This is a genomic window from Pseudomonas viridiflava, assembly GCF_003702045.1.
GTDB classification, from domain to species: domain Bacteria; phylum Pseudomonadota; class Gammaproteobacteria; order Pseudomonadales; family Pseudomonadaceae; genus Aquipseudomonas; species Aquipseudomonas viridiflava_C.
Genome location: NZ_RBTP01000022.1, coordinates 160308 through 180414, shown reverse-complemented (window position 1 = coordinate 180414; position 20107 = coordinate 160308). Strand labels below are relative to the sequence as shown.

Sequence of the window (20107 nt, the reverse complement as noted above, 5' to 3'; positions counted from 1 at the left end):
GGAGGGTTATCCGTTTTTTCTGCGCTTGGGGACAGGATGTTGAGCCTGGCTGCCCTTATTTTTATCCCGCCTGAGGTGTATCGTATCCGCCCCCGCGCACCGGCCCTCCGGACGCGCCTTGCAGTCGTTACGAGGTCCCCGCGTTATGTCTTTCACCCGTCGACAAATCCTCACAGGCATCGCCGGTCTTGCCGTAGTCGGGCTGGGGGCGGGTGGTGCTTCGCGCTATTGGTTGGGGCGTAAGGAGTCTGAAGCAGGTTCGGACTACGTGCTGATCGCCGCGCCGCTGGATGTCGAGCTGGTGCCTGGCCACAAGACGCCTGCCTGGGCGTTCGGTGGTTCGGCACCGGGGACGGAGTTGCGGGTGCGGCAGGGAGAGTGGTTGCGGTTGCGGTTCATCAATCAGTTGCCGGTCGAGACGACGATTCACTGGCATGGCATACGGTTGCCGCTGGAGATGGACGGTGTGCCTTATGTCTCGCAGTTGCCGGTCAAGCCGGGTGAGTATTTCGATTACAGGTTCCGGGTGCCGGACGCCGGTAGCTACTGGTATCACCCCCACGTCAGCAGCAGCGAAGAGCTGGGGCGTGGGCTGGTCGGGCCGTTGATCGTTGAAGAGCGTGAGCCGACCGGTTTCAAGCATGAGCGCACGGTCAGTCTGAAAAGCTGGCATGTTGACGAAGAGGGCGCGTTCACTGAGTTCAGTGTGTTGCGTGAGGCGGCGCGCGAGGGCACGGCGGGGCGGCTTTCGACGTTGAATGGTGTTCCGCAGGCGGTTATCGAGCTGCCTGCCGGGCAGATCACTCGCGTGCGGCTGCTCAATCTCGATAACACCGTGACCTATCGCCTTAACCTGCCGGATGCCGAGGCGCAGATTTATGCGCTGGACGGCAACCCTGTGACGCCGCGTCCTTTTGGCGACGAGTACTGGCTCGGGCCTGGCATGCGTATCTGTCTGGCAATCAAGGCACCAGCGGCAGGTGAGGAAATTTCGCTGCGTAACGGTCCGGTCCGGCTGGGCACGTTCCGTTCGGTCGCCGACACCGACGCGCCAGGCCAATGGCCGCCGGCGTTACCCGCCAATCCGGTTGCCGAGCCGGATCTGGAGAATGCCGAGAAGATCAATTTCAATGTCGAGTGGGTGGGCTCTGTGTCGGCTAATACCGATAACGGCAAGCCGCCGAGTCTGTGGCAGATCAACGGCGAGGCTTGGGACATTACTGACAAGACGTGCGCGGATCGGCCCATTGCCAAACTGAAGTTGGGCCAAAGTTATATTTTTGAATTGAAAAACATGACCCAGTACCAGCACCCGATCCATCTGCATGGGATGAGTTTCAAGGTGATCGCCTCTAATCGGCGCAAGATCATTCCGTACTTCACCGATACCTTTCTGCTCGGTCGCAATGAGCGGGCGCGAGTGGCGCTTGTGGCTGATAACCCTGGGGTGTGGATGTTTCACTGTCACGTGATCGACCACATGGAAACCGGCCTGATGGCCGCCATTGAGGTGTCGTGATGAGGCAGCCGCCGATCATTGATCGCAGCCGTGACCAGTACTTCATGCGTGAGGCGCTGGCGCTTGCATCGCAGGGTGCCTTGCTGGGCGAAGTGCCCGTGGGGGCCGTGGTGGTGCAGAATGGCGAGATCATCGGGCGGGGCTATAACTGCCCTATCAGTGGCAGCGACCCCAGTGCCCATGCCGAAATGGTCGCCATCCGTGACGCTGCCAAAACGGTCGATAACTACCGCCTGCCCGGCGCCACGTTATACGTGACGCTTGAACCCTGCAGCATGTGCGCGGGGTTGATCGTGCATTCGCGTGTGGCTCGAGTCGTTTATGGGGCGCTGGAGCCCAAGGCGGGTATCGTGCAGAGCCAGGGGCAGTTCTTCACCCAGGGTTTTCTCAATCATCGCGTGCTGTATGAAGGCGGGGTGCTGGGAGAGGAGTGTGGCGTGATGCTGAGCGAGTTCTTCAGGATGCGGCGCGTTGCGAAAGATGCACAGAAAGGTAAGGCTTAAAGGGCGCTTTTATCGTCGCTGGCAGCAGGTTGCGGGGTTGAGTCGGATGCGGGTTGGGTTTTGTCGACGCCCGGCACGTGCAGATTGCCATCAGCGACTTGACTGCCCTCAAGCTGGGGCTGCGTGACCCACGTCAGAATGTCGTAATAGCGGCGGATGTTGGCAACGAAGTGTACCGGCTCACCGCCTCGGGCATAGCCATAGCGGGTCTTGCTGTACCACTTCTTCTGCGAGAGGCGTGGCAGCATTTTTTTCACGTCGAGCCATTTATTGGGATTCAGGCCCTCGTTTTCCGCGAGCTTGCGTGCATCTTCCAGGTGTCCGCTGCCCACGTTGTAGGACGCGAGCGCAAGCCAGGTACGATCCGGCTCTTCTATTTTGTCATCCAGTTGTTCTTTCACGTAGGCAAAGTACTTGGCTCCGCCCTGAATGCTTTGTCGTGCGTCCAGGCGGTTGCTAACACCCATTGCCTGCGCGGTGTTCTGGGTCAGCATCATCAGGCCGCGCACGCCGGTCTTGGACGTCACGGCCGGTTGCCACATGGATTCCTGATAGCCGATGGCGGCCAGGAGGCGCCAGTCAACCTGTTCTTTCTTGGCGGATGTCTGGAAGTGCTTCTCGTATTTGGGCAGACGCTCCTGCAGGTGCTGAGCGAAGGTGTAGGCGCCGACATAACCCAAGACGTCGACGTGACCGTAATAACGGTCTTTCAAGCGTTGCAGGGTGCCGTTCTTCTCGACCTTGTCCAGATAGGCATTTATTTCATTGAGCAGGCTGTTGTCTTCGCCCGGCCCTACCGCCCAACGTTGTTCGCGGGCCTCGCCCAGGTCGAAGGCGACGCGCACGTTGGGGAAGTAAACCTGGTTCATTGCCAGCTCGTTGGAGTCGACCAGCGTCAGATCGATCTGACCTTCATCCACCATGCGCAGCAGGTCGACGACTTCTACCGCGTCGGACTCTTCATATTCAATGCCGGGATTTTGCACTTTCAGTGCGGCGAGCTGTTCGGCGTGGCTGCTGCCTTTGAGCACGATGATGCGTTTGCCTACCAGATCACCCGCGTCAGTTGGGCGTGACTGGCCGTTGCGATAGACAACCTGTGGCGTCACTTCCAGATAAGAGTGGGAAAAACGCGCCTGCTGCTTGCGTTTTTCGGTGTCTATCAGACCGGCAGCTCCCAGTACCGGGCCTCCCGGTTTGCTCATCTGATCAAAAAGATCGTCCAGATTATCAGCGGTTTCGATCTTCAATTCGACGCCCAGGTCCTCTGCAAAACGTTTCACCAGCTCGTATTCGAAGCCGGTTTCGCCGTTGCGATCCTGGAAATAGGTGGCCGGACTGTTACGAGTGACCACGCGCAGCACGCCGTCCTCCTTGACTCGCTCCAGTGTGTTGGGTTTATCCACACAGGCGCTGAGCATCAGGAAGAGTCCGGTTGCGATGAGCCACTTGGCGCACCGAGTGCGGAAATCGGGTCTGAAGAACATCGGTGCAGTATACGCAAAGCGCACCGGGCGCCATATCTCGACAGCAACGCTTGCGTCTGATAGACGAAGGCATTTTAGTGGCATTTGTGTCGCTTTCTGAGTGATAGCGACATTCGGGCGCATTCGATGTACCCGTTTTGAGTGATCAAAGGCCTACTTTAGGCTAGAATGTGCGGCCTCAAAGCACACCCCCTTCCCGAGGCTGTCCCGAAGATGTTGATCCTGCGCGGTGCTCCTGCCCTTTCTGCCTTCCGCCACAGCAAATTACTAGAACAACTGAAACAAAAAGTTTCAGCTGTCAGTGGCTTGTACGCTGAATTCGCTCACTTCGCCGACGTCACTGACGCTCTGTCCAGCGAAGAACAGCAGGTTCTCGACCGTCTCCTGAAATACGGCCCGAGTGTGCCGGTTCAAGAGCCGAGCGGCCGTCTGTTTCTGGTGTTGCCACGGTTTGGCACCATTTCGCCGTGGTCGAGCAAAGCCAGCGATATCGCTCGCAACTGCGGTCTGGCGAAAATCCAGCGCATCGAGCGTGGGATTGCCTTCTATGTAGAAGGCCAGTTCAGCGAAACCGAGGCTCAGGCCATTGCCGACAGCCTGCACGACCGCATGACACAGTTGGTGTTGGGCGACCACGAGCAGGCCTCCGGTCTGTTCAGCCACGCTCAGCCCAAGCCGTTGACGGCCATCGACATCCTGGGCGGCGGTCGCGCTGCTCTGGAAAAGGCCAACGTCGAACTGGGTCTGGCCCTGGCTGAAGACGAGATCGACTATCTGGTCACCAGCTTCAACGGGCTGGGTCGTAACCCGCACGACATCGAATTGATGATGTTTGCTCAAGCCAACTCCGAGCACTGCCGCCACAAGATTTTCAACGCCAGTTGGGACATTGACGGCCAGAGTCAGGAAAAAAGCCTGTTCGGCATGATCAAGAACACCTATCAGATGCACAGCGAAGGCGTTCTGTCCGCTTATAAGGACAACGCATCGGTGATCGTCGGCAATGTTGCCGGTCGCTTCTTCCCGGATCCGGAAACCCGCCAGTACGGCGCGGTGCAGGAGCCGGTGCATATTTTGATGAAGGTCGAAACGCACAACCACCCGACTGCAATCGCCCCGTTCCCGGGCGCATCGACCGGTTCCGGTGGCGAGATTCGTGATGAAGGTGCAACCGGTCGTGGCGCCAAGCCCAAGGCCGGTCTGACCGGTTTCACCGTCTCCAACCTGCAGATTCCAGGCTTCGTGCAACCTTGGGAAAAGCCTTACGGCAAGCCCGAACGCATCGTTACTGCGCTGGATATCATGATTGAAGGCCCGCTGGGTGGCGCGGCGTTCAATAACGAGTTCGGCCGTCCTGCTCTGACCGGTTACTTCCGTACCTTCGAACAATCGATTACCACGCCACATGGTGACGAAGTTCGCGGTTACCACAAGCCAATCATGCTGGCTGGCGGTATGGGTAACATTCGCGAAGATCACGTCCAGAAGGGCGAAATTACCGTTGGTTCCAAGCTGATCGTGCTGGGCGGCCCGGCCATGCTGATCGGTCTGGGCGGCGGCGCTGCTTCGTCTATGGCGACCGGCACCAGTTCTGCGGACCTGGATTTCGCTTCGGTTCAGCGTGAAAACCCTGAAATGGAGCGTCGTTGCCAAGAGGTTATCGACCGTTGCTGGCAGTTGGGCGACCGTAACCCGATCAGCTTCATCCATGACGTGGGTGCGGGTGGTCTGTCCAATGCTTTCCCTGAGCTGGTCAACGATGGTGGACGCGGCGGTCGTTTCGAACTGCGTAACGTGCCAAACGATGAGCCGGGCATGGCCCCGCTAGAAATTTGGAGCAACGAATCTCAGGAACGCTACGTTTTGGCCGTGGGCGTCGAAGATTTCGAACGTTTCAAGGCGATCTGCGAGCGCGAGCGTTGCCCGTTTGCGGTGGTTGGCGAGGCGACTGCCGAGCCACAGTTGACCGTGACCGACAGCCATTTCGGCAACAATCCAGTGGACATGCCGCTGGAGGTGTTGCTGGGCAAGGCGCCACGCATGCACCGTTCGGTCGAGCGTGAAGCCGAAATGGGCGACGATTTCGACCCAAGCGCGCTGGATATCGAAGAAAGCGTTCAGCGCGTTCTGCGTCACCCGGCGGTTGCCAGCAAAAGCTTTTTGATCACCATCGGTGACCGCAGCATCACAGGCCTTGTAGCCCGCGATCAGATGGTCGGCCCTTGGCAGGTCCCGGTGGCAGACTGCGCCGTTACCGCCACCAGCTTCGACGTCAACACGGGTGAAGCGATGGCAATGGGCGAACGTACGCCGTTGGCGCTGCTGGATGCTCCGGCGTCCGGCCGTATGGCCATCGGCGAAACCCTGACCAACATCGCCGCCTCACGCATCGAGAAGCTGTCCGACATCAAGCTGTCGGCCAACTGGATGTCGGCGGCCGGTCACCCGGGTGAAGACGCGCGTTTGTACGACACCGTGAAGGCGGTCGGTATGGAACTGTGTCCTGAGTTGGGCCTGACCATTCCGGTGGGCAAGGACTCGATGTCCATGAAAACCCGCTGGAGCGATGAGAGCGAAGAGAAAAGTGTGACGTCGCCGCTGTCGCTGATCGTGACCGGCTTCGCCCCTGTCGTTGATATTCGCAAGACCCTGACCCCAGAGCTGCGCATGGACAAGGGCATCACTGACCTGATCCTGATCGACCTGGGCCGTGGCCAGAACCGCATGGGCGCCTCGATTCTTGCCCAGACTCACGGCAAGCTGGGCCGTCTGGCTCCGGACGTCGATGATGCCGAAGACCTCAAAGCGTTCTTCGCCGTGGTTCAGGGCCTCAATGCCGACGGCCACATCCTTTCTTACCACGACCGTTCCGACGGTGGCCTGCTGGTCAGCACGCTTGAAATGGCCTTTGCCGGTCATTGCGGCTTGAAGCTGCACCTTGATGGTCTGGCTGACAACGCCGCCGAACTGAACGAGATCCTGTTCAACGAAGAGCTGGGCGCGGTCATTCAGGTTCGTCAGGACGCCACGCCTCTTGTGTTGGCTCAGTTCAGCGCGGCCGGTCTGGCAGATTGCGTGTCGGTCATCGGTCAGCCGGTGAATAACGACGAGGTCGTGATCAGCTTCGCAGGCGAGCCGGTATTCACCGGGCAGCGCCGTCTGCTGCAGCGTCAGTGGGCTGAAACCAGTTATCAGATCCAGCGTTTGCGCGACAACGCCGAATGCGCCGATCAGGAATTCGACGCGCTGCTGGAAGAAGACAATCCAGGCTTGACCGTCAAGCTGGGCTTCGACGTCAACGATGACATCGCTGCGCCTTACATCAAGACCGGCGTGCGCCCCCAGGTGGCCGTGCTGCGTGAGCAGGGCGTCAACGGTCAGGTCGAAATGGCGGCTGCGTTCGATCGCGCCGGCTTCAATGCCATCGACGTGCACATGAGCGACATCCTGGCCGGTCGTGTCGATCTGAACGACTTCAAAGGTATGGTTGCCTGCGGCGGCTTCTCTTACGGGGACGTGCTGGGTGCCGGTGAAGGCTGGGCCAAGTCGGCACTGTTCAACAGCCGTGCCCGCGACGCATTCCAGGGCTTCTTCGAGCGTACCGACAGCTTCACCCTCGGCGTGTGCAACGGTTGCCAGATGCTGTCCAACCTGCACGAACTGATTCCGGGCAGCGAGTTCTGGCCGCACTTCGTACGTAACCGCTCCGAACAGTTCGAAGCGCGCGTGGCGATGGTGCAGATTCAGGAGTCGCCATCGATCTTCCTGCAAGGCATGGCCGGTTCGCGCATGCCGATCGCAATCGCTCACGGCGAAGGGCACGCGGAATTCCGTAACGCCGATGCGCTGCTGGAAGCGGATGTGTCGGGCACCGTGGCCCTTCGCTTTGTGGACAATCACGGCAAGGTCACCGAAGCCTATCCGGCCAACCCGAACGGCTCGCCGCGCGGTATCGGCGGTCTGACCACTCTCGACGGTCGCGTGACCATCATGATGCCGCACCCTGAGCGTGTGTTCCGCGCTGTGCAGAACTCGTGGCATCCCGAGGACTGGAACGAAGATGGCGCCTGGATGCGCATGTTCCGCAACGCCCGCGCCTGGGTTAACTAAGGCCGGCTGGTACATGTACAAGCTTGCCTTCTTTGTTCCTGCAAGCCATGTGGAGGAAGTCAAGAACGCCGTATTCGCTGCTGGGGCAGGGCGGATCGGCGATTACGACCAATGCTGCTGGCAAGTGCTCGGCCACGGTCAGTTCCGCCCGCTGGATGGCAGTCAGCCATTTGTCGGGCAGAGCGGTGTGGTTGAGCAAGTGGAAGAATGGAAGGTCGAGCTGGTCGTTGCCGACGAGCTTATTCAGCACGTGGTGGTGGCGCTCAAGCAGAGCCATCCTTACGAAACGCCTGCTTATGAAGTGTGGCGGCTCGAAGAGTTCTAGGTGTTGCCGCTTAAGTACTGAGTGTCAGCATCGATGGGGCGCGGAGCATGGGCACGATCTGAAAGATATCCTGATCGTTCCCACGCTCCACCGTGGTAACGCCTCTCAGGACGCTCCGCATCCGGTTCCGAGGCGATAGCTGATATGGCTAAGGCCTGATCTCGATCATCGTGCCGTCTTTCACCAGATCCCATATCTCGCGCATGTCGTTGTTCTTCAGCGCGATGCAACCGTTGGTCCAGTCCAGGGTGTGGAAATACCATTCCGGGTACTCTTCATCCACTGGCGTGCCGTGAATCATGATCATGCTGCCCGGTTTCACCCCTTCACGACGTGCGCGTGCCGCATCGGAGATGTTCGGGTAGGAGATGTGCATCGACAGGTTGTAGTTGCCGCTTGGCTGGCGCCAGTCGAGCCAGTAGAAACCTTCGGGTGTGCGCTGGTCGCCTTCCTGAAGCTTGGTGCCCTTGGGGTTCTTGCCCAGTGAAATGCGATAGGTCTTCAGCGCTTCGCCGCCACTGATCAATTGCAACTGACGCACCGATTTGAGCACCAGCACCTTGTCGATTTTCTTGTCGGCAATGCTTTCGGTGTTGATCACCTTATTGTTGATGATCTTCTGTTCACTGCCCTTGGGCACGATGGTCTGAGTGAAAGCAGCCTGGGACAGCGGGACGAACAACATGCAGACGAAAGCGAGCAACCAGCGCATTACCATTTCCCTGAGAGCTCACTAGAGCCAATCTCGATTGCGAAGCTGAATTAAGAAACCTGCATTGGGCGGGACGGGGGGAGTGCACTGGTATGAACCGGGTAAACCTGCCGACGCCGATCCGCGAAGAAGCATTCTAGGGTACGCCTGACCGTCATGAAAGCCAGTTCGTGCCACGGAATGTCGGCTTCTTCGAATAATTGCACTTCAAGGCTCTCGATACCGGCAGCAAAATCTTCCGTGGCCATTTCTGCGCGGTAGAACACATGCACCTGATTGATGTGCGGCACGTCGATTATCGAATACAGATGCAGTTCACTCAGGGTCGCGCAGGCTTCTTCGACCGTTTCGCGCCGTGCGGCCTGTTCGATGGTTTCGCCGTTTTCCATGAAGCCGGCGGGCAGCGTCCAGAACCCCCGGCGAGGTTCAATGGCGCGACGACACAGCAGCACCTTGTCGCCCAGCGTCACCAGGCAGCCAGCGACGATGTTGGGGTTCTGATAATGGATGGTGTGGCACTGCTCGCAGACATACCTCAGGCGACTGTCGCCTTCAGGGATGCGCTGGATAACGGGATTGCCACACTGGCTGCAAAAATTCATGGTGTCGGTCGTTAGTGAATGCAGGCGCTATCTTGGCCCGTCCCGTCGTCGATGAGCAAGGGTCTATGTGGGACGACTTGTCCTACAAGGGGGTTGGGCGCATCGCTGCTTTGGTGCATGATGCCAGACAAGCAACAGATCGAGATTTCCCATGCTGGATGAGCTACTTCGCCGTGTAGTCAGTCATACGCCAGAGACCCTTGAGACGGATCGCGCCTTCCCCGAGGCCGCAGTGCTGGTGCCTGTCACGCGCAGTGACGAGCCGGAGTTGATCCTGACGCTGCGCGCCAGTGGGCTTTCAACGCATGGCGGCGAAGTTGCTTTCCCAGGTGGGCGCAGAGACCCTGAAGATCCGGACCTTGTTTTCACGGCGCTGCGCGAGGCTGAGGAGGAAATTGGCTTGCCGCCGGGGCTGGTGGAAATCGTTGGTCCGTTGAGCCCGCTTATTTCCAAGCACGGCATCAAGGTCACGCCCTACGTGGGCGTAATCCCCGATTTTGTCGAGTACCGGCCCAACGATGGCGAGATCGCTGCCGTGTTCAGTGTGCCGCTGGAGTTCTTTCGTCAGGACACCCGTGAACACACCCATCGCATTGATTACGAAGGCCGCAGTTGGTACGTCCCGAGCTATCGTTATGGCGAGTACAAGATCTGGGGGCTGACCGCGATCATGATTGTCGAATTGGTCAACGTGATGTACGGCACGGGCATCAGCCTGCACCATCCGCCCGAACGATCGGCACGCTGAGCGCACTGTCATTCTAGAGAGCCCTGCCCATTAGCACGGCCAGCCTGAGGAAATCTTATGAAATACCGCTTGGCAGACGCCCGTGTCCACACCGACTCGCAAAGCTGGGTTGCGCCCAATGCGGTCTTGATTGGCAAGGTCAGGCTGGAAGCAGGGTCCAGCGTCTGGTTCAACGCCGTGCTGCGCGGCGACAACGAGCTGATTCATATTGGTGAGAACAGCAACGTGCAGGACGGGACGGTCATGCACACCGACATGGGCTCGCCGCTTAACATCGGCAAAGGCGTGACCATAGGGCATAACGCCATGCTGCATGGCTGCAGCGTTGACGATTACAGCCTGATCGGCATCAATGCGGTTATTCTCAATGGGGCGAAGATCGGGAAATACTGCATCATTGGCGCCAACTCGCTGATTGGCGAAGGCAAAGTCATCCCTGATGGGTCGCTGGTAATGGGCTCACCTGGCAAAGTGGTTCGCGAATTGACTGATGTGCAAAAAAAGATGCTGGAAGCTGGCGCTGCGCACTACGTGCACAACGCCCAGCGTTATGCACGTGACCTGGCGGTGCAGGAACAGTCATGAGTAGTGAGTCGATCGTTGAAAAGCCGGTTCGGTCCCCATGCGTCAGCATTTGCGCACTGGACGAGGATGACGTCTGTACCGGCTGCCAGCGCACCGTCAGCGAAATTACTCGCTGGAGTCGCATGAGCAATGACGAGCGTCGCGTTGTGCTGGGTCTGTGCGATGACCGGGCCAGGGCCAGCGGGATGATGTGGACGGTGAAGGGGTGAAATAGTACGGGTAGACGCACCTGCTGGAAGACCCGTTGCGTTCTGGCGCCATACGTAGGAACGTGCTTGTCCGCAGCCTGCCTGGAACCGGCAGCAAGACCTCCAGCTGCGGTGCTTCAGACCAAACCCAGGGCCGCTGCGTGCTCCATTGCTGCCGTTGTAATCCCCGAAAGCTCCATGCCCTGCGGGTAGAAGCATGCTCGAAACCTTAGGTGTGTGATGTGCCCTCCAGCGGATCCGCTTCTTATCATGAGCCTGCAGCGCTACTACCGCTCCCACCCCAGCTTTCCCTGCTGCTACCATAACCCCCCCATTTTTCCAGGCAGCCGTACCGCCATGCTTTTTCTGATTGCCTACATCGGCAGCGTCGTGCTGATCAACTTCGCGTTTTCCAGTGCGCCGCATCTGGACATCATCTGGTCGGCTTGGGGCGGGCTGGTGTTTGTGCTGCGCGACATGGTGCAGATTCGTTTCGGCCACGGCGCGATTCTCGCCATGCTGGCTGCGCTGGTGCTGTCCTATGTCACCAGCGATCCCACCATTGCGCTTGCCAGCGCCACGGCGTTCGCGGTGTCCGAGTGCATCGACTGGCTGGTGTTCAGCATTACAAAGCGTCCGCTGCGCGACCGTTTGTGGATCAGCTCGGCGCTGAGTATCCCGCTGGACACCTTCATCTTCTTCGGCATGATCGACGCCCTGACAACCCCCGTGATTCTGACCGCGTTGCTCTCCAAGTTTGCCGGTGTGACCGCCGTCTGGATGATCATGGCCTGGCGTGCGAGCAATAACGCTTGTCCGGGTTGAGCCCCCATTTGCCGGGGCTTCATGGTAAATTGCGCGCCTTTCTCCACAGCGGTCGCTCGCACACGGCGGGCTGACCTCGATATCTGCTCCACGAGGACCTGAGATGACTCAAATCGGAACTCCACTGTCGCCCACCGCGACGCGTGTACTCTTCTGCGGCAGCGGCGAGCTGGGCAAGGAAGTCGTGATCGAGCTGCAACGCCTGGGCGTCGAAGTGATCGCTGTTGACCGTTATGCGAACGCGCCCGCCATGCAGGTGGCTCACCGCAGCCACGTGGTCAACATGCTCGATGGTGATGCCTTGCGCGCGATTATCGAGGCAGAAAAGCCACACTTCATCGTTCCGGAAATCGAAGCCATCGCCACCGCCACGCTGGTCGAACTGGAGGCCGAAGGCTTCACTGTCATTCCGACCGCCCGCGCTGCCCAATTGACCATGAACCGTGAAGGCATCCGTCGTCTGGCTGCCGAAGAGTTGAAGCTGCCAACCTCGCCTTACCACTTTGCCGACACCTTCGAGGCGTACAGCAAAGCGGTCGAGGATCTGGGTTTTCCGTGCGTGGTGAAGCCGGTCATGAGTTCGTCGGGCAAGGGCCAAAGCCTGCTCAAGAGCAACGATGACGTCCAGAAGGCTTGGGATTACGCTCAAGAAGGCGGCCGTGCCGGTAAAGGCCGGGTCATCGTCGAGGGCTTCATAGACTTCGATTACGAAATCACCCTGCTGACCGTGCGCCATGTGGGCGGCACAACATTCTGCGCACCGGTTGGCCATCGTCAGGAGAAAGGCGATTACCAGGAATCCTGGCAGCCACAGGCCATGAGCCCGGCAGCGCTGGCAGAGTCCGAGCGCGTGGCCAAGGCTGTGACCGAGGCATTGGGTGGTCGCGGGATATTTGGCGTCGAGCTGTTCATCAAGGGCGATCAAGTGTGGTTCAGCGAAGTCTCGCCACGTCCGCATGACACCGGTCTGGTGACGCTGATTTCTCAGGATCTGTCGCAATTCGCCTTGCACGCCCGCGCCATTCTGGGCCTGCCGGTTCCGCTGATTCGCCAGTTTGGCCCATCGGCGTCGGCGGTTATTCTGGTTGAAGGTCAGTCGACCCAAACCGCGTTCTCCAACCTTGGTGCCGCTCTGGCTGAGCCGGACACTGCCTTGCGTCTGTTCGGTAAGCCCGAAGTCAATGGCCAGCGTCGCATGGGTGTTGCCCTGGCGCGTGACGAGTCCATCGAAACCGCCCGGGCCAAAGCCACCCGCGCCTCCCAGGCGGTCAAAGTCCAGTTGTAAGAAAGCGCAAGTCCAGCGCTCCTGTGGGCGCGGGCTTGCTTGCGGAGGCCAGGTAACAGACGCCATTACGTTAGCGAATGTACCGGCCTATCGTGAGCAAGCTCACTCCCGCAGTGTTGCGCTCACGCGACTCTATTCAAATCCTCGTTGCGCGTCTCTTTCAGGCACAGCACCGCCAGCACGCTGATCAGCGCCGCAGCCGACACATATCCGCCCACCCAGCTCAAGCCGCCCATCGCTACCAGTTTCTGCGCGAAGAAGGGGGCAACCGAAGCACCGACGATTCCCCCCAGGTTATAGGCGGCCGATGCGCCGGTATAACGCACTTGCGTAGGAAACAGCTCAGGCAGCAATGCGCCCATCGGTGCAAAGGTGATGCCCATCAGGAACAGCTCGATACACAGGAACAAAGCCACTCCCCACGTCGTGCCGTGGGTCAGCAGCGGCTCCATTGCGAAACCCGATAGAATCGCCAGCACGCCACCGACCAGCAAGACCGGCTTGCGTCCGTAACGATCACTCGCCAGCGCCGCCAGTGGCGTGGCTGCCGCCATGAATAGGACAGCAAAGCACAGCAGCCCCAGAAAGGTTTCTCGCGTGTAGCCCAGCGTCGACACGCCATAGCTCAGTGAAAATACGGTCGAGATATAGAACAGCGCATAGCACACCACCATCGACGCAGCGCCCAGCAGCATGGGTTTCCAGTGATCGCGGAAGGTTTCGACGATCGGCATTCTCACCCGCTCATGGCGCGCCATTGCCTTGGCGAAAACCGGGGTTTCTTCCAGTTTCAGGCGCACATACAGCCCTACCATGACCAGCAAGGCGCTAAGCAGAAACGGAATTCGCCATCCCCAGGCGCGGAACTGATCATCGCTCAGCGTCATGGCCAGTGTCAGGAACAGGCCGTTGGCCGCCAGAAAGCCAATGGAGGGGCCTAACTGCGGGAACATGCCAAACCAGGCGCGCTTGCCTTTGGGTGCGTTCTCGGTCGCCAGCAGCGCAGCGCCACCCCATTCACCTCCCAGTCCGAGCCCCTGTCCGAATCGCAGCACGCAGAGCAGGATCGGTGCCCATGCGCCTATGGTTGCGTAGCCGGGCAACACGCCAATCAACGTGGTGCAGATGCCCATCAGCAGCAGCGAGGCAACGAGTGTCGATTTACGGCCGATGCGGTCGCCAAAGTGGCCGAACAGCGCCGAGCCCAGCGGGCGTGCCAGGAAGGCGATGCCGAAGGTCAGAAAAGACGACAGCATCTGTGCGGTGCCGGATGTCTGGGGAAAAAACACCGGGCCGATCACCAGCGCTGCGGCGGTGGCATAGACGTAAAAATCGTAGAACTCGATAGCGGTGCCTATGAAACTGGCCGTCGCGACGCGGGTCGCAGAGTTCGCTGGCGGTGCTTGGGCGACGTCTTCATGAGCGGTAGAGGTGCTGGTCATGCGGTTATCCCCGACGGTCGTCCTGCCTGTCCGCATGGCCTGCGTGACGGCAAGTCTTCGTTATTGTGGTGGTTACGTCATTACGGCGCAGCGCTGAGCAGCTTAGCCCGGTAGGGCGGGAGGGCAATGGCGGCACTCATGGGTAAGAATGCGCGCCAAAAAGACTGAGGCGTTCAGGCTACAGGCCACTCGTCTTGCGTGCGGGTAGCACAACGAGGGTCGGGCTGGATAAGCGTCTCGATTATAGGAAGCGGATCGGCTCAGAAACAAGTGCTTACAGAGCGCCGGGGTCGATCCTTACTTGAACACCAGTGTCGGTGCGTTCTGCCACATGGCGACGCGAGTGACGCGGTTGTCTTCGGTTTCCAGAATTTCCAGTCGGTATGGGCCGATCTTCAGGCAGACCGGCGCTTCAGGAATGGTTTCCAGTGCTTCCGTCACCAGGCCGTTCAGGGTTTTCGGACCGTCCGACGGCAGGTGCCAGCCCAGGCTCTTGTTGAGGTCGCGGATGGAGGCGGCGCCTTCTACCTCAAGACGTCCGTCTTCCTGGCGTTTCACATGCGGATTGTCGAGCGCCTGTTCGCTTTCGAACTCGCCGACGATTTCTTCCAGAATGTCCTCAAGCGTCACAATGCCCAGCACTTCGCCGTACTCATCGACCACCACGCCCAAGCGACGTTGCTGCTTGTGGAAGTTGAGCAGTTGCAGTTGCAGGGGGGTGCTTTCAGGCACGAAGTAGGGTTCGTAGCAGACCGACAGCAATTGCTCCTTTGTCAGCGTGCCTTTGGGCAGCAAATGGCTGATGTCCCGGGTGTTGATCACGCCCTGCACCTGATTGATGTCGTTGTGAAACACCGGCAGTCGCGTATGGCGGGAAATGATCAGGCGCTCGATGATCAGCTCGATAGAGTCGTCGAGGTTCACCCCGTCCACTTCGCTGCGCGGAATCAGGATGTCATTGACGGTAATGCTTTCCAGCGCATGGATACCCGACAGTACGTTGGCGCGTGGGTAATGTTCCTGAACACCATCGTGGCGTGCGGATTTTTGCGCTTCTTCATCGAACACCCGACCAGGATCCTGAACGTTGCCTTTGAGGAACGGGCGCAGCAGGGTTTTGGCGATGACATTAAACACCCAGGTCAGCGGCCAGACGATTTTCATCGGTATGCGCAGAATCCCGTTACCCAGGTGCAATGTCGAAACGGGGTAGCGTCCAGCCAGGCGGCGGGGCATGAACTCTGCAAACACCAGCATTACACCAGCCGTGCCCAGCCACGCCACGGTCGGGCCGTTGTAGAACCAATAATCGGCGGCGATCAGCGTGGCGATGACGGTGATCAACACCTTGATCAGCGTGTTGCTGAGGATCAGGTTATTGAGATTGAAGGCCAGTTCAGGAAAGGCCTTGTCGCCAGGACGGCTGCCGGCGCGCAGAATCTTGAGCTGCTGGTGGGCGGTTTCAACGGCTGTAAACAGCCCGGACCAGAGTATCAATAGCGCCAGAACGCCAAGCAGCGGGGCGATGGGCAGGTTATCCATGATCGTCGCCCGTCAGATATGCAGGATGAATTCGCGTACCAGCTTGCTGCCGAAATAGGCCAGCATCAGCAGCCAGAAGCCACCCAGCGTCCAGCGGATGGCTTTGTGTCCGCGCCAGCCGAGACGGGTGCGGCCCCACAGCAGCACACTGAACACGATCCAGGCCAGGCAGGCCAGCAACGTCTTGTGCGCCAAATGCTGAGCGAACAGGTTCTCGACAAACAGCCACCCGGAAATCAACGAAAGCGACAGCAGCGTCCAGCCCGCCCACAGAAAACCGAACAGCAGGCTTTCCATTGTTTGCAGGGGTGGGAAATTCTTGATCAGCCCCATTGGCTGCTTATGCTTGAGCTGGTAGTCCTGCAGCAACAGCAGCAGAGACTGAAAGGCGGCGATGGTGAACATCCCGTAGGCCAGCAGCGACAACAGGATGTGACTGAGGATGCCCGGCTCTTCCTCGATCGGTTGCACGGTGCCGCTGGGGGCGAACTGAGCGAGCAGGACAGTGACCATTCCCAAGGGAAACAGCAGCACCAGCAGGTTTTCCACGGGGATGCGTGTTGTGGCGATCAAGGTCACCACGATGACTGAGGCGGCGATCAGGCTGGCAGAATTGAAAAAGTCCAGGCCAAGGCCGGCAGGGCGCGCCAGTTGCGAGAAAAGGCCGATAGCGTGGGCAATGACGGCCAGCGTGCCGAGCAGGCAGAGCAGCCGCTTGTCGGGGCGGGTGGTCTGACTCAGGCGAAGACCCTGATAGACGGTCGCAGCGGCGTAAAGACTGGCGGCGGCGAGGCTTGGGAGCAGGCTGGGTGGCAAAGGGGACATAGATCCTGATGGACGGGCCTGAAAAGACGCTGAGTTTGGCATAGAACCGGCAAATCACGAAAGACCAGAGAAGCAGTCTGCGTGGTGTCCGTGCAGCGGAGTCTTCGCTATAATCCGCCACCTGCTAAAGCCGCAGGCTTGCCGAGCGCCATTTCTGCGCCACGGGCCGGGCTGCACCAACCGGGGTTCGACGAGAGCCTGAAAGGATCGCGCATGTTTGAAAATCTGACAGACCGCCTCTCGCAGACGCTTCGCCATGTAACTGGCAAGGCCAAGCTGAACGAGGACAATATCAAGGACACCCTGCGCGAAGTGCGTATGGCCTTGCTCGAAGCCGACGTCGCGTTGCCAGTGGTGAAGGACTTCGTCAACAACGTCAAGGAACGTGCAGTCGGCACCGAAGTGTCGCGCAGCCTGACGCCGGGCCAGGCGTTCGTGAAGATCGTTCAGGCCGAACTCGAAAGCCTCATGGGCGCTGCCAACGAGGACCTGGTCCTCAACGTCACGCCGCCAGCCGTCGTCCTGATGGCCGGTCTGCAGGGTGCGGGCAAGACCACCACGGCCGGCAAGCTGGCGCGCTTCCTTAAAGAGCGCAAGAAGAAAACCGTGATGGTGGTGTCGGTCGACGTGTACCGTCCCGCCGCCATCAAGCAGCTTGAAACCCTGGCCAACGACATCGGCGTGACCTTCTTTGCGTCCGACATCAGCCAGAAGCCTGTGGACATTGCGCAGGCCGCTATTAAAGAAGCGAAGCTGAAGTTCATCGACGTGGTGATCGTCGACACCGCTGGCCGTCTGCACATCGACGCCGAAATGATGGGCGAGATCCAGTCGCTGCACGCGGCGGTCAAGCCGGCCGAGACGCTGTTCGTCGTCGACGCCATGACCGGCCAGGATGCGGCCAATACCGCCAAGGCCTTCGGCGATGCGCTGCCATTGACCGGCGTGATCCTCACCAAGGTCGACGGTGACGCGCGTGGTGGTGCTGCACTGTCGGTGCGTGCCATCACCGGCAAGCCGATCAAGTTCATCGGTATGGGCGAAAAGAGCGACGCGCTCGAGCCGTTCCACCCTGACCGTATCGCATCGCGCATCCTGGGCATGGGCGACGTGCTCAGCCTGATCGAGCAGGCCGAACAGACCCTCGACAAGGACAAGGCCGACAAACTGGCCAAGAAACTGAAGAAGGGCAAGGGCTTCGACCTCGAAGACTTCCGTGATCAGTTGCAACAGATGAAGAACATGGGCGGCCTTGGCGGCCTGATGGACAAGCTGCCGAGCATCGGTGGCGTCAATCTGTCGCAAATGGGCAATGCCCAGGGCGCAGCGGAGAAACAGTTCAAGCAGATGGAAGCCATCATCAACTCGATGACCCCGGCCGAGCGTCGCGATCCCGATCTGATCAGTGGCTCGCGCAAGCGCCGCATTTCGATGGGGTCAGGGACTCAGGTTCAGGACATCGGGCGTCTGATCAAGCAGCACAAGCAGATGCAGAAGATGATGAAGAAGTTCTCCGCCAAGGGCGGAATGGCAAAAATGATGCGCGGCATGGGTGGAATGTTCCCCGGCGGCGGCATGCCAAAGATGTGATTGTGTCGCGCGCGTGGTGTCTTGCGCGCGTCCCGCATGGGGGGGAAACCCCGCTCAGCCCGCGTTTTGCGGGCTTCTACCCGCTGTCACACCGACAGCGCTCCGGCAAATCTGAACCGCACGCCTATAGGCGCCGGAAAAAGACATTTGCAAAAGTCGGGATATTCCTTAGAATATGCGGCCTTTCGGGCACCTATGCCCGCTGTGCATCTTAGATTTGCAGCACCGACTACAGGAACGATGTTCAATGCTAACCATCCGTCTTGCCCTTGGCGGCTCCAAAAAGCGCCCGTTTTACCACTTGACCGTAACCGACAGCCGCAACGCTCGTGACGGTTCCCACAAGGAACAAATTGGTTTCTTCAACCCGGTTGCCCGTGGTCAGGAAATCCGTTTGTCCGTTAACGAAGAGCGCGTCAACTACTGGTTGAGCGTAGGTGCACAAACTTCTGAGCGCGTTGCACAGCTGCTCAAAGAGCACAACAAGGCAAAGGCTGCGGCCTGAGTCTTATGAACGCGACGCCTGCACCTGCCGACGATCTGATCGTCATTGGCAAGATTTACTCAGTTCATGGCGTTCGCGGCGAAGTGAAGGTTTTTTCCTTTACTGATCCGATTGGAAACCTGTTGGACTACAAAACCTGGACGCTTCGGCGCGAAGGCAGCGTTGATAAGCAGGTTGAGCTGGTCAGCGGACGCTTGCAGAGCAAGTTTCTGGTCGCAAAGCTCAAAGGTCTCGACGATCGCGAAGAAGCCCGTCTTCTTTCCGGTTACGAAATCTGCGTGCCGCGTAACCTGTTCCCTGATCTGGACGATGGCGAGTACTACTGGTACCAGCTTGAAGGCCTCAAGGTCATTGACCAACTCGGGCAATTGCTCGGGAAGATCGATCACCTGCTCGAAACCGGTTCGAACGATGTAATGGTTGTAAAGCCCTGCGCGGGCAGCCTGGATGATCGTGAGCGCCTGTTGCCCTATACAGAGCAATGCGTGTTGGCAGTCGACCTGGGTGCTGGCGAGATGAAGGTGGATTGGGATGCGGACTTCTGAATGCCATGGCTAGCCTACGCATAGAAGTCATCAGTTTGTTTCCCGAGATGTTTTCCGCCATCAGCGAATACGGCATTACCAGCCGTGCGGTGAAACAGGGGCTCTTGCAGCTGACCTGTTGGAATCCGCGGGATTACACCTCTGATCGCCATCACACTGTGGATGATCGCCCATTTGGCGGTGGTCCGGGCATGGTGATGAAGATCAAGCCCCTCGAAGATGCTCTGGTTCAGGCCAGGCAAGCGGCAGGGGGTGCGGCGAAGGTGATTTACCTGTCGCCACAAGGCCGCAAGCTGGATCAGTCTGCGGTACGCGAACTGGCGCAGGAGGAAGCGATTATCCTCATCGCCGGTCGTTATGAAGGCATTGACGAGCGCTTTATTGAGGCTCATGTCGATGAAGAGTGGTCGATTGGTGACTATGTTCTTTCCGGTGGCGAGCTACCGGCGATGGTCCTGATTGACGCGGTTACGCGACTGCTGCCTGGAGCTTTAGGGCATGTGGACTCCGCGGAGGAAGATTCCTTCACGGACGGTCTGCTGGATTGCCCGCATTACACCCGACCTGAGGTGTATGCGGATCAGCGTGTTCCCGACGTGTTGCTAAGTGGCAATCACGCGCACATCCGGCGTTGGCGTTTACAGCAGTCCCTCGGGCGGACCTATGAACGACGCGCTGATCTTCTGGAAAGCCGCTCGCTTTCTGGAGAAGAGAAGAAGCTGCTGGCGGAATACATCCGCGAGCGGGACGATAGTTAACGTATCGATGG

The 20107-nt window shown here is 59.1% G+C and carries 18 protein-coding genes and 1 pseudogene; 13 read left to right on the top strand and 6 right to left on the bottom strand.

Annotated features, from left to right (window positions below; translation table 11 throughout):
• Nucleotides 1-145 precede the first annotated feature (145 nt).
• Entirely contained in the window at nt 146-1519 is a 1374-nt protein-coding gene (locus ALP40_RS08835; protein ID WP_122207911.1) for a multicopper oxidase family protein, read from the top strand.
• Nucleotides 1519-2022 (top strand): tRNA adenosine(34) deaminase TadA, encoded by a 504-nt coding sequence (gene tadA / locus ALP40_RS08830; protein ID WP_122207910.1) that lies wholly within the window; start codon nt 1519-1521, stop codon nt 2020-2022. The genes ALP40_RS08835 and tadA overlap by 1 nt, the downstream gene beginning before the upstream one ends.
• Here the strand turns inward: tadA and mltF are convergent.
• On the bottom strand, nt 2019-3509 hold the full coding sequence (gene mltF / locus ALP40_RS08825; RefSeq protein ID WP_122207909.1) for a membrane-bound lytic murein transglycosylase MltF: 1491 nt from the start codon (nt 3507-3509) through the stop codon (nt 2019-2021). The genes tadA and mltF overlap by 4 nt on opposite strands.
• Before the next feature lie 213 nt (nt 3510-3722).
• On the opposite strand from mltF, the gene purL reads away from it, so the two are divergent.
• Together purL and ALP40_RS08815 are read left to right on the top strand one after the other, a co-directional pair.
• Nucleotides 3723-7619 (top strand): phosphoribosylformylglycinamidine synthase, encoded by a 3897-nt coding sequence (gene purL / locus ALP40_RS08820; RefSeq protein ID WP_122207908.1) that lies wholly within the window; start codon nt 3723-3725, stop codon nt 7617-7619.
• A gap of 13 nt (nt 7620-7632) precedes the next feature.
• A complete protein-coding gene (locus tag ALP40_RS08815; RefSeq protein WP_122207907.1) occupies nt 7633-7944 on the top strand; it encodes a YqfO family protein in 312 nt (103 codons plus the stop codon).
• 148 nt (nt 7945-8092) lie between these two features.
• On the opposite strand, the pseudogene ALP40_RS08810 reads toward ALP40_RS08815, so the two are convergent.
• Nucleotides 8093-8515: pseudogene (locus ALP40_RS08810) on the bottom strand (murein L,D-transpeptidase family protein); the annotation flags it as partial.
• Nucleotides 8516-8706: 191 nt separating this feature from the next.
• The gene (locus tag ALP40_RS08805) at nt 8707-9258 is read right to left on the bottom strand and encodes an NUDIX hydrolase (RefSeq protein ID WP_122207905.1); all 552 of its coding nucleotides are present in this window, start codon (nt 9256-9258) and stop codon (nt 8707-8709) included.
• Between the two features lie 151 nt (nt 9259-9409).
• Here ALP40_RS08805 and ALP40_RS08800 point away from each other — a divergent pair, with 151 nt between their 5' ends.
• The 5 genes from ALP40_RS08800 (at nt 9410) to purT (ending at nt 12889) form a co-directional block, all read left to right on the top strand.
• Complete coding sequence (locus ALP40_RS08800) at nt 9410-10006, top strand: CoA pyrophosphatase (protein ID WP_122207904.1); 597 nt, start codon at nt 9410-9412, stop codon at nt 10004-10006.
• A 57-nt stretch (nt 10007-10063) separates the two neighbouring features.
• Entirely contained in the window at nt 10064-10591 is a 528-nt protein-coding gene (locus ALP40_RS08795; protein WP_122207903.1) for a gamma carbonic anhydrase family protein, read from the top strand.
• Nucleotides 10588-10800 (top strand): DUF1289 domain-containing protein, encoded by a 213-nt coding sequence (locus ALP40_RS08790; RefSeq protein WP_122207902.1) that lies wholly within the window; start codon nt 10588-10590, stop codon nt 10798-10800. The genes ALP40_RS08795 and ALP40_RS08790 overlap by 4 nt, the downstream gene beginning before the upstream one ends.
• A gap of 336 nt (nt 10801-11136) precedes the next feature.
• Nucleotides 11137-11604 carry a VUT family protein gene (locus tag ALP40_RS08785; RefSeq protein WP_122207901.1) on the top strand — a complete coding sequence of 156 codons (468 nt, stop codon included), beginning with the start codon at nt 11137-11139 and terminating at the stop codon, nt 11602-11604.
• 103 nt (nt 11605-11707) lie between these two features.
• On the top strand, nt 11708-12889 hold the full coding sequence (purT, locus tag ALP40_RS08780; protein ID WP_122207900.1) for a formate-dependent phosphoribosylglycinamide formyltransferase: 1182 nt from the start codon (nt 11708-11710) through the stop codon (nt 12887-12889).
• Nucleotides 12890-13011: 122 nt separating this feature from the next.
• Here the strand turns inward: purT and ALP40_RS08775 are convergent, their stop codons facing one another.
• The 3 genes from ALP40_RS08775 to ALP40_RS08765 form a co-directional block, all read right to left on the bottom strand.
• A complete protein-coding gene (locus tag ALP40_RS08775; RefSeq protein ID WP_122207899.1) occupies nt 13012-14331 on the bottom strand; it encodes an MFS transporter in 1320 nt (439 codons plus the stop codon).
• A gap of 297 nt (nt 14332-14628) precedes the next feature.
• On the bottom strand, nt 14629-15873 hold the full coding sequence (locus tag ALP40_RS08770; RefSeq protein ID WP_122207898.1) for a transporter associated domain-containing protein: 1245 nt from the start codon (nt 15871-15873) through the stop codon (nt 14629-14631).
• A 12-nt stretch (nt 15874-15885) separates the two neighbouring features.
• Nucleotides 15886-16698: an inner membrane protein YpjD gene (locus ALP40_RS08765; RefSeq protein WP_122207897.1), complete on the bottom strand. Its 813-nt coding sequence runs from the start codon at nt 16696-16698 to the stop codon at nt 15886-15888.
• Between the two features lie 213 nt (nt 16699-16911).
• Between ALP40_RS08765 and ffh the strand changes: the two genes are divergently transcribed.
• The 4 genes from ffh to trmD all read left to right on the top strand — a co-directional run bounded on the left by ffh (nt 16912) and on the right by trmD (nt 20096).
• Nucleotides 16912-18288: a signal recognition particle protein gene (gene ffh, locus ALP40_RS08760; protein WP_004878868.1), complete on the top strand. Its 1377-nt coding sequence runs from the start codon at nt 16912-16914 to the stop codon at nt 18286-18288.
• A gap of 247 nt (nt 18289-18535) precedes the next feature.
• On the top strand, nt 18536-18793 hold the full coding sequence (gene rpsP / locus ALP40_RS08755; RefSeq protein WP_004878869.1) for a 30S ribosomal protein S16: 258 nt from the start codon (nt 18536-18538) through the stop codon (nt 18791-18793).
• A 5-nt stretch (nt 18794-18798) separates the two neighbouring features.
• Nucleotides 18799-19338: a ribosome maturation factor RimM gene (gene rimM, locus ALP40_RS08750; RefSeq protein WP_122207896.1), complete on the top strand. Its 540-nt coding sequence runs from the start codon at nt 18799-18801 to the stop codon at nt 19336-19338.
• 5 nt (nt 19339-19343) lie between these two features.
• Complete coding sequence (gene trmD / locus ALP40_RS08745) at nt 19344-20096, top strand: tRNA (guanosine(37)-N1)-methyltransferase TrmD (RefSeq protein WP_122207895.1); 753 nt, start codon at nt 19344-19346, stop codon at nt 20094-20096.
• Nucleotides 20097-20107 lie beyond the last annotated feature (11 nt).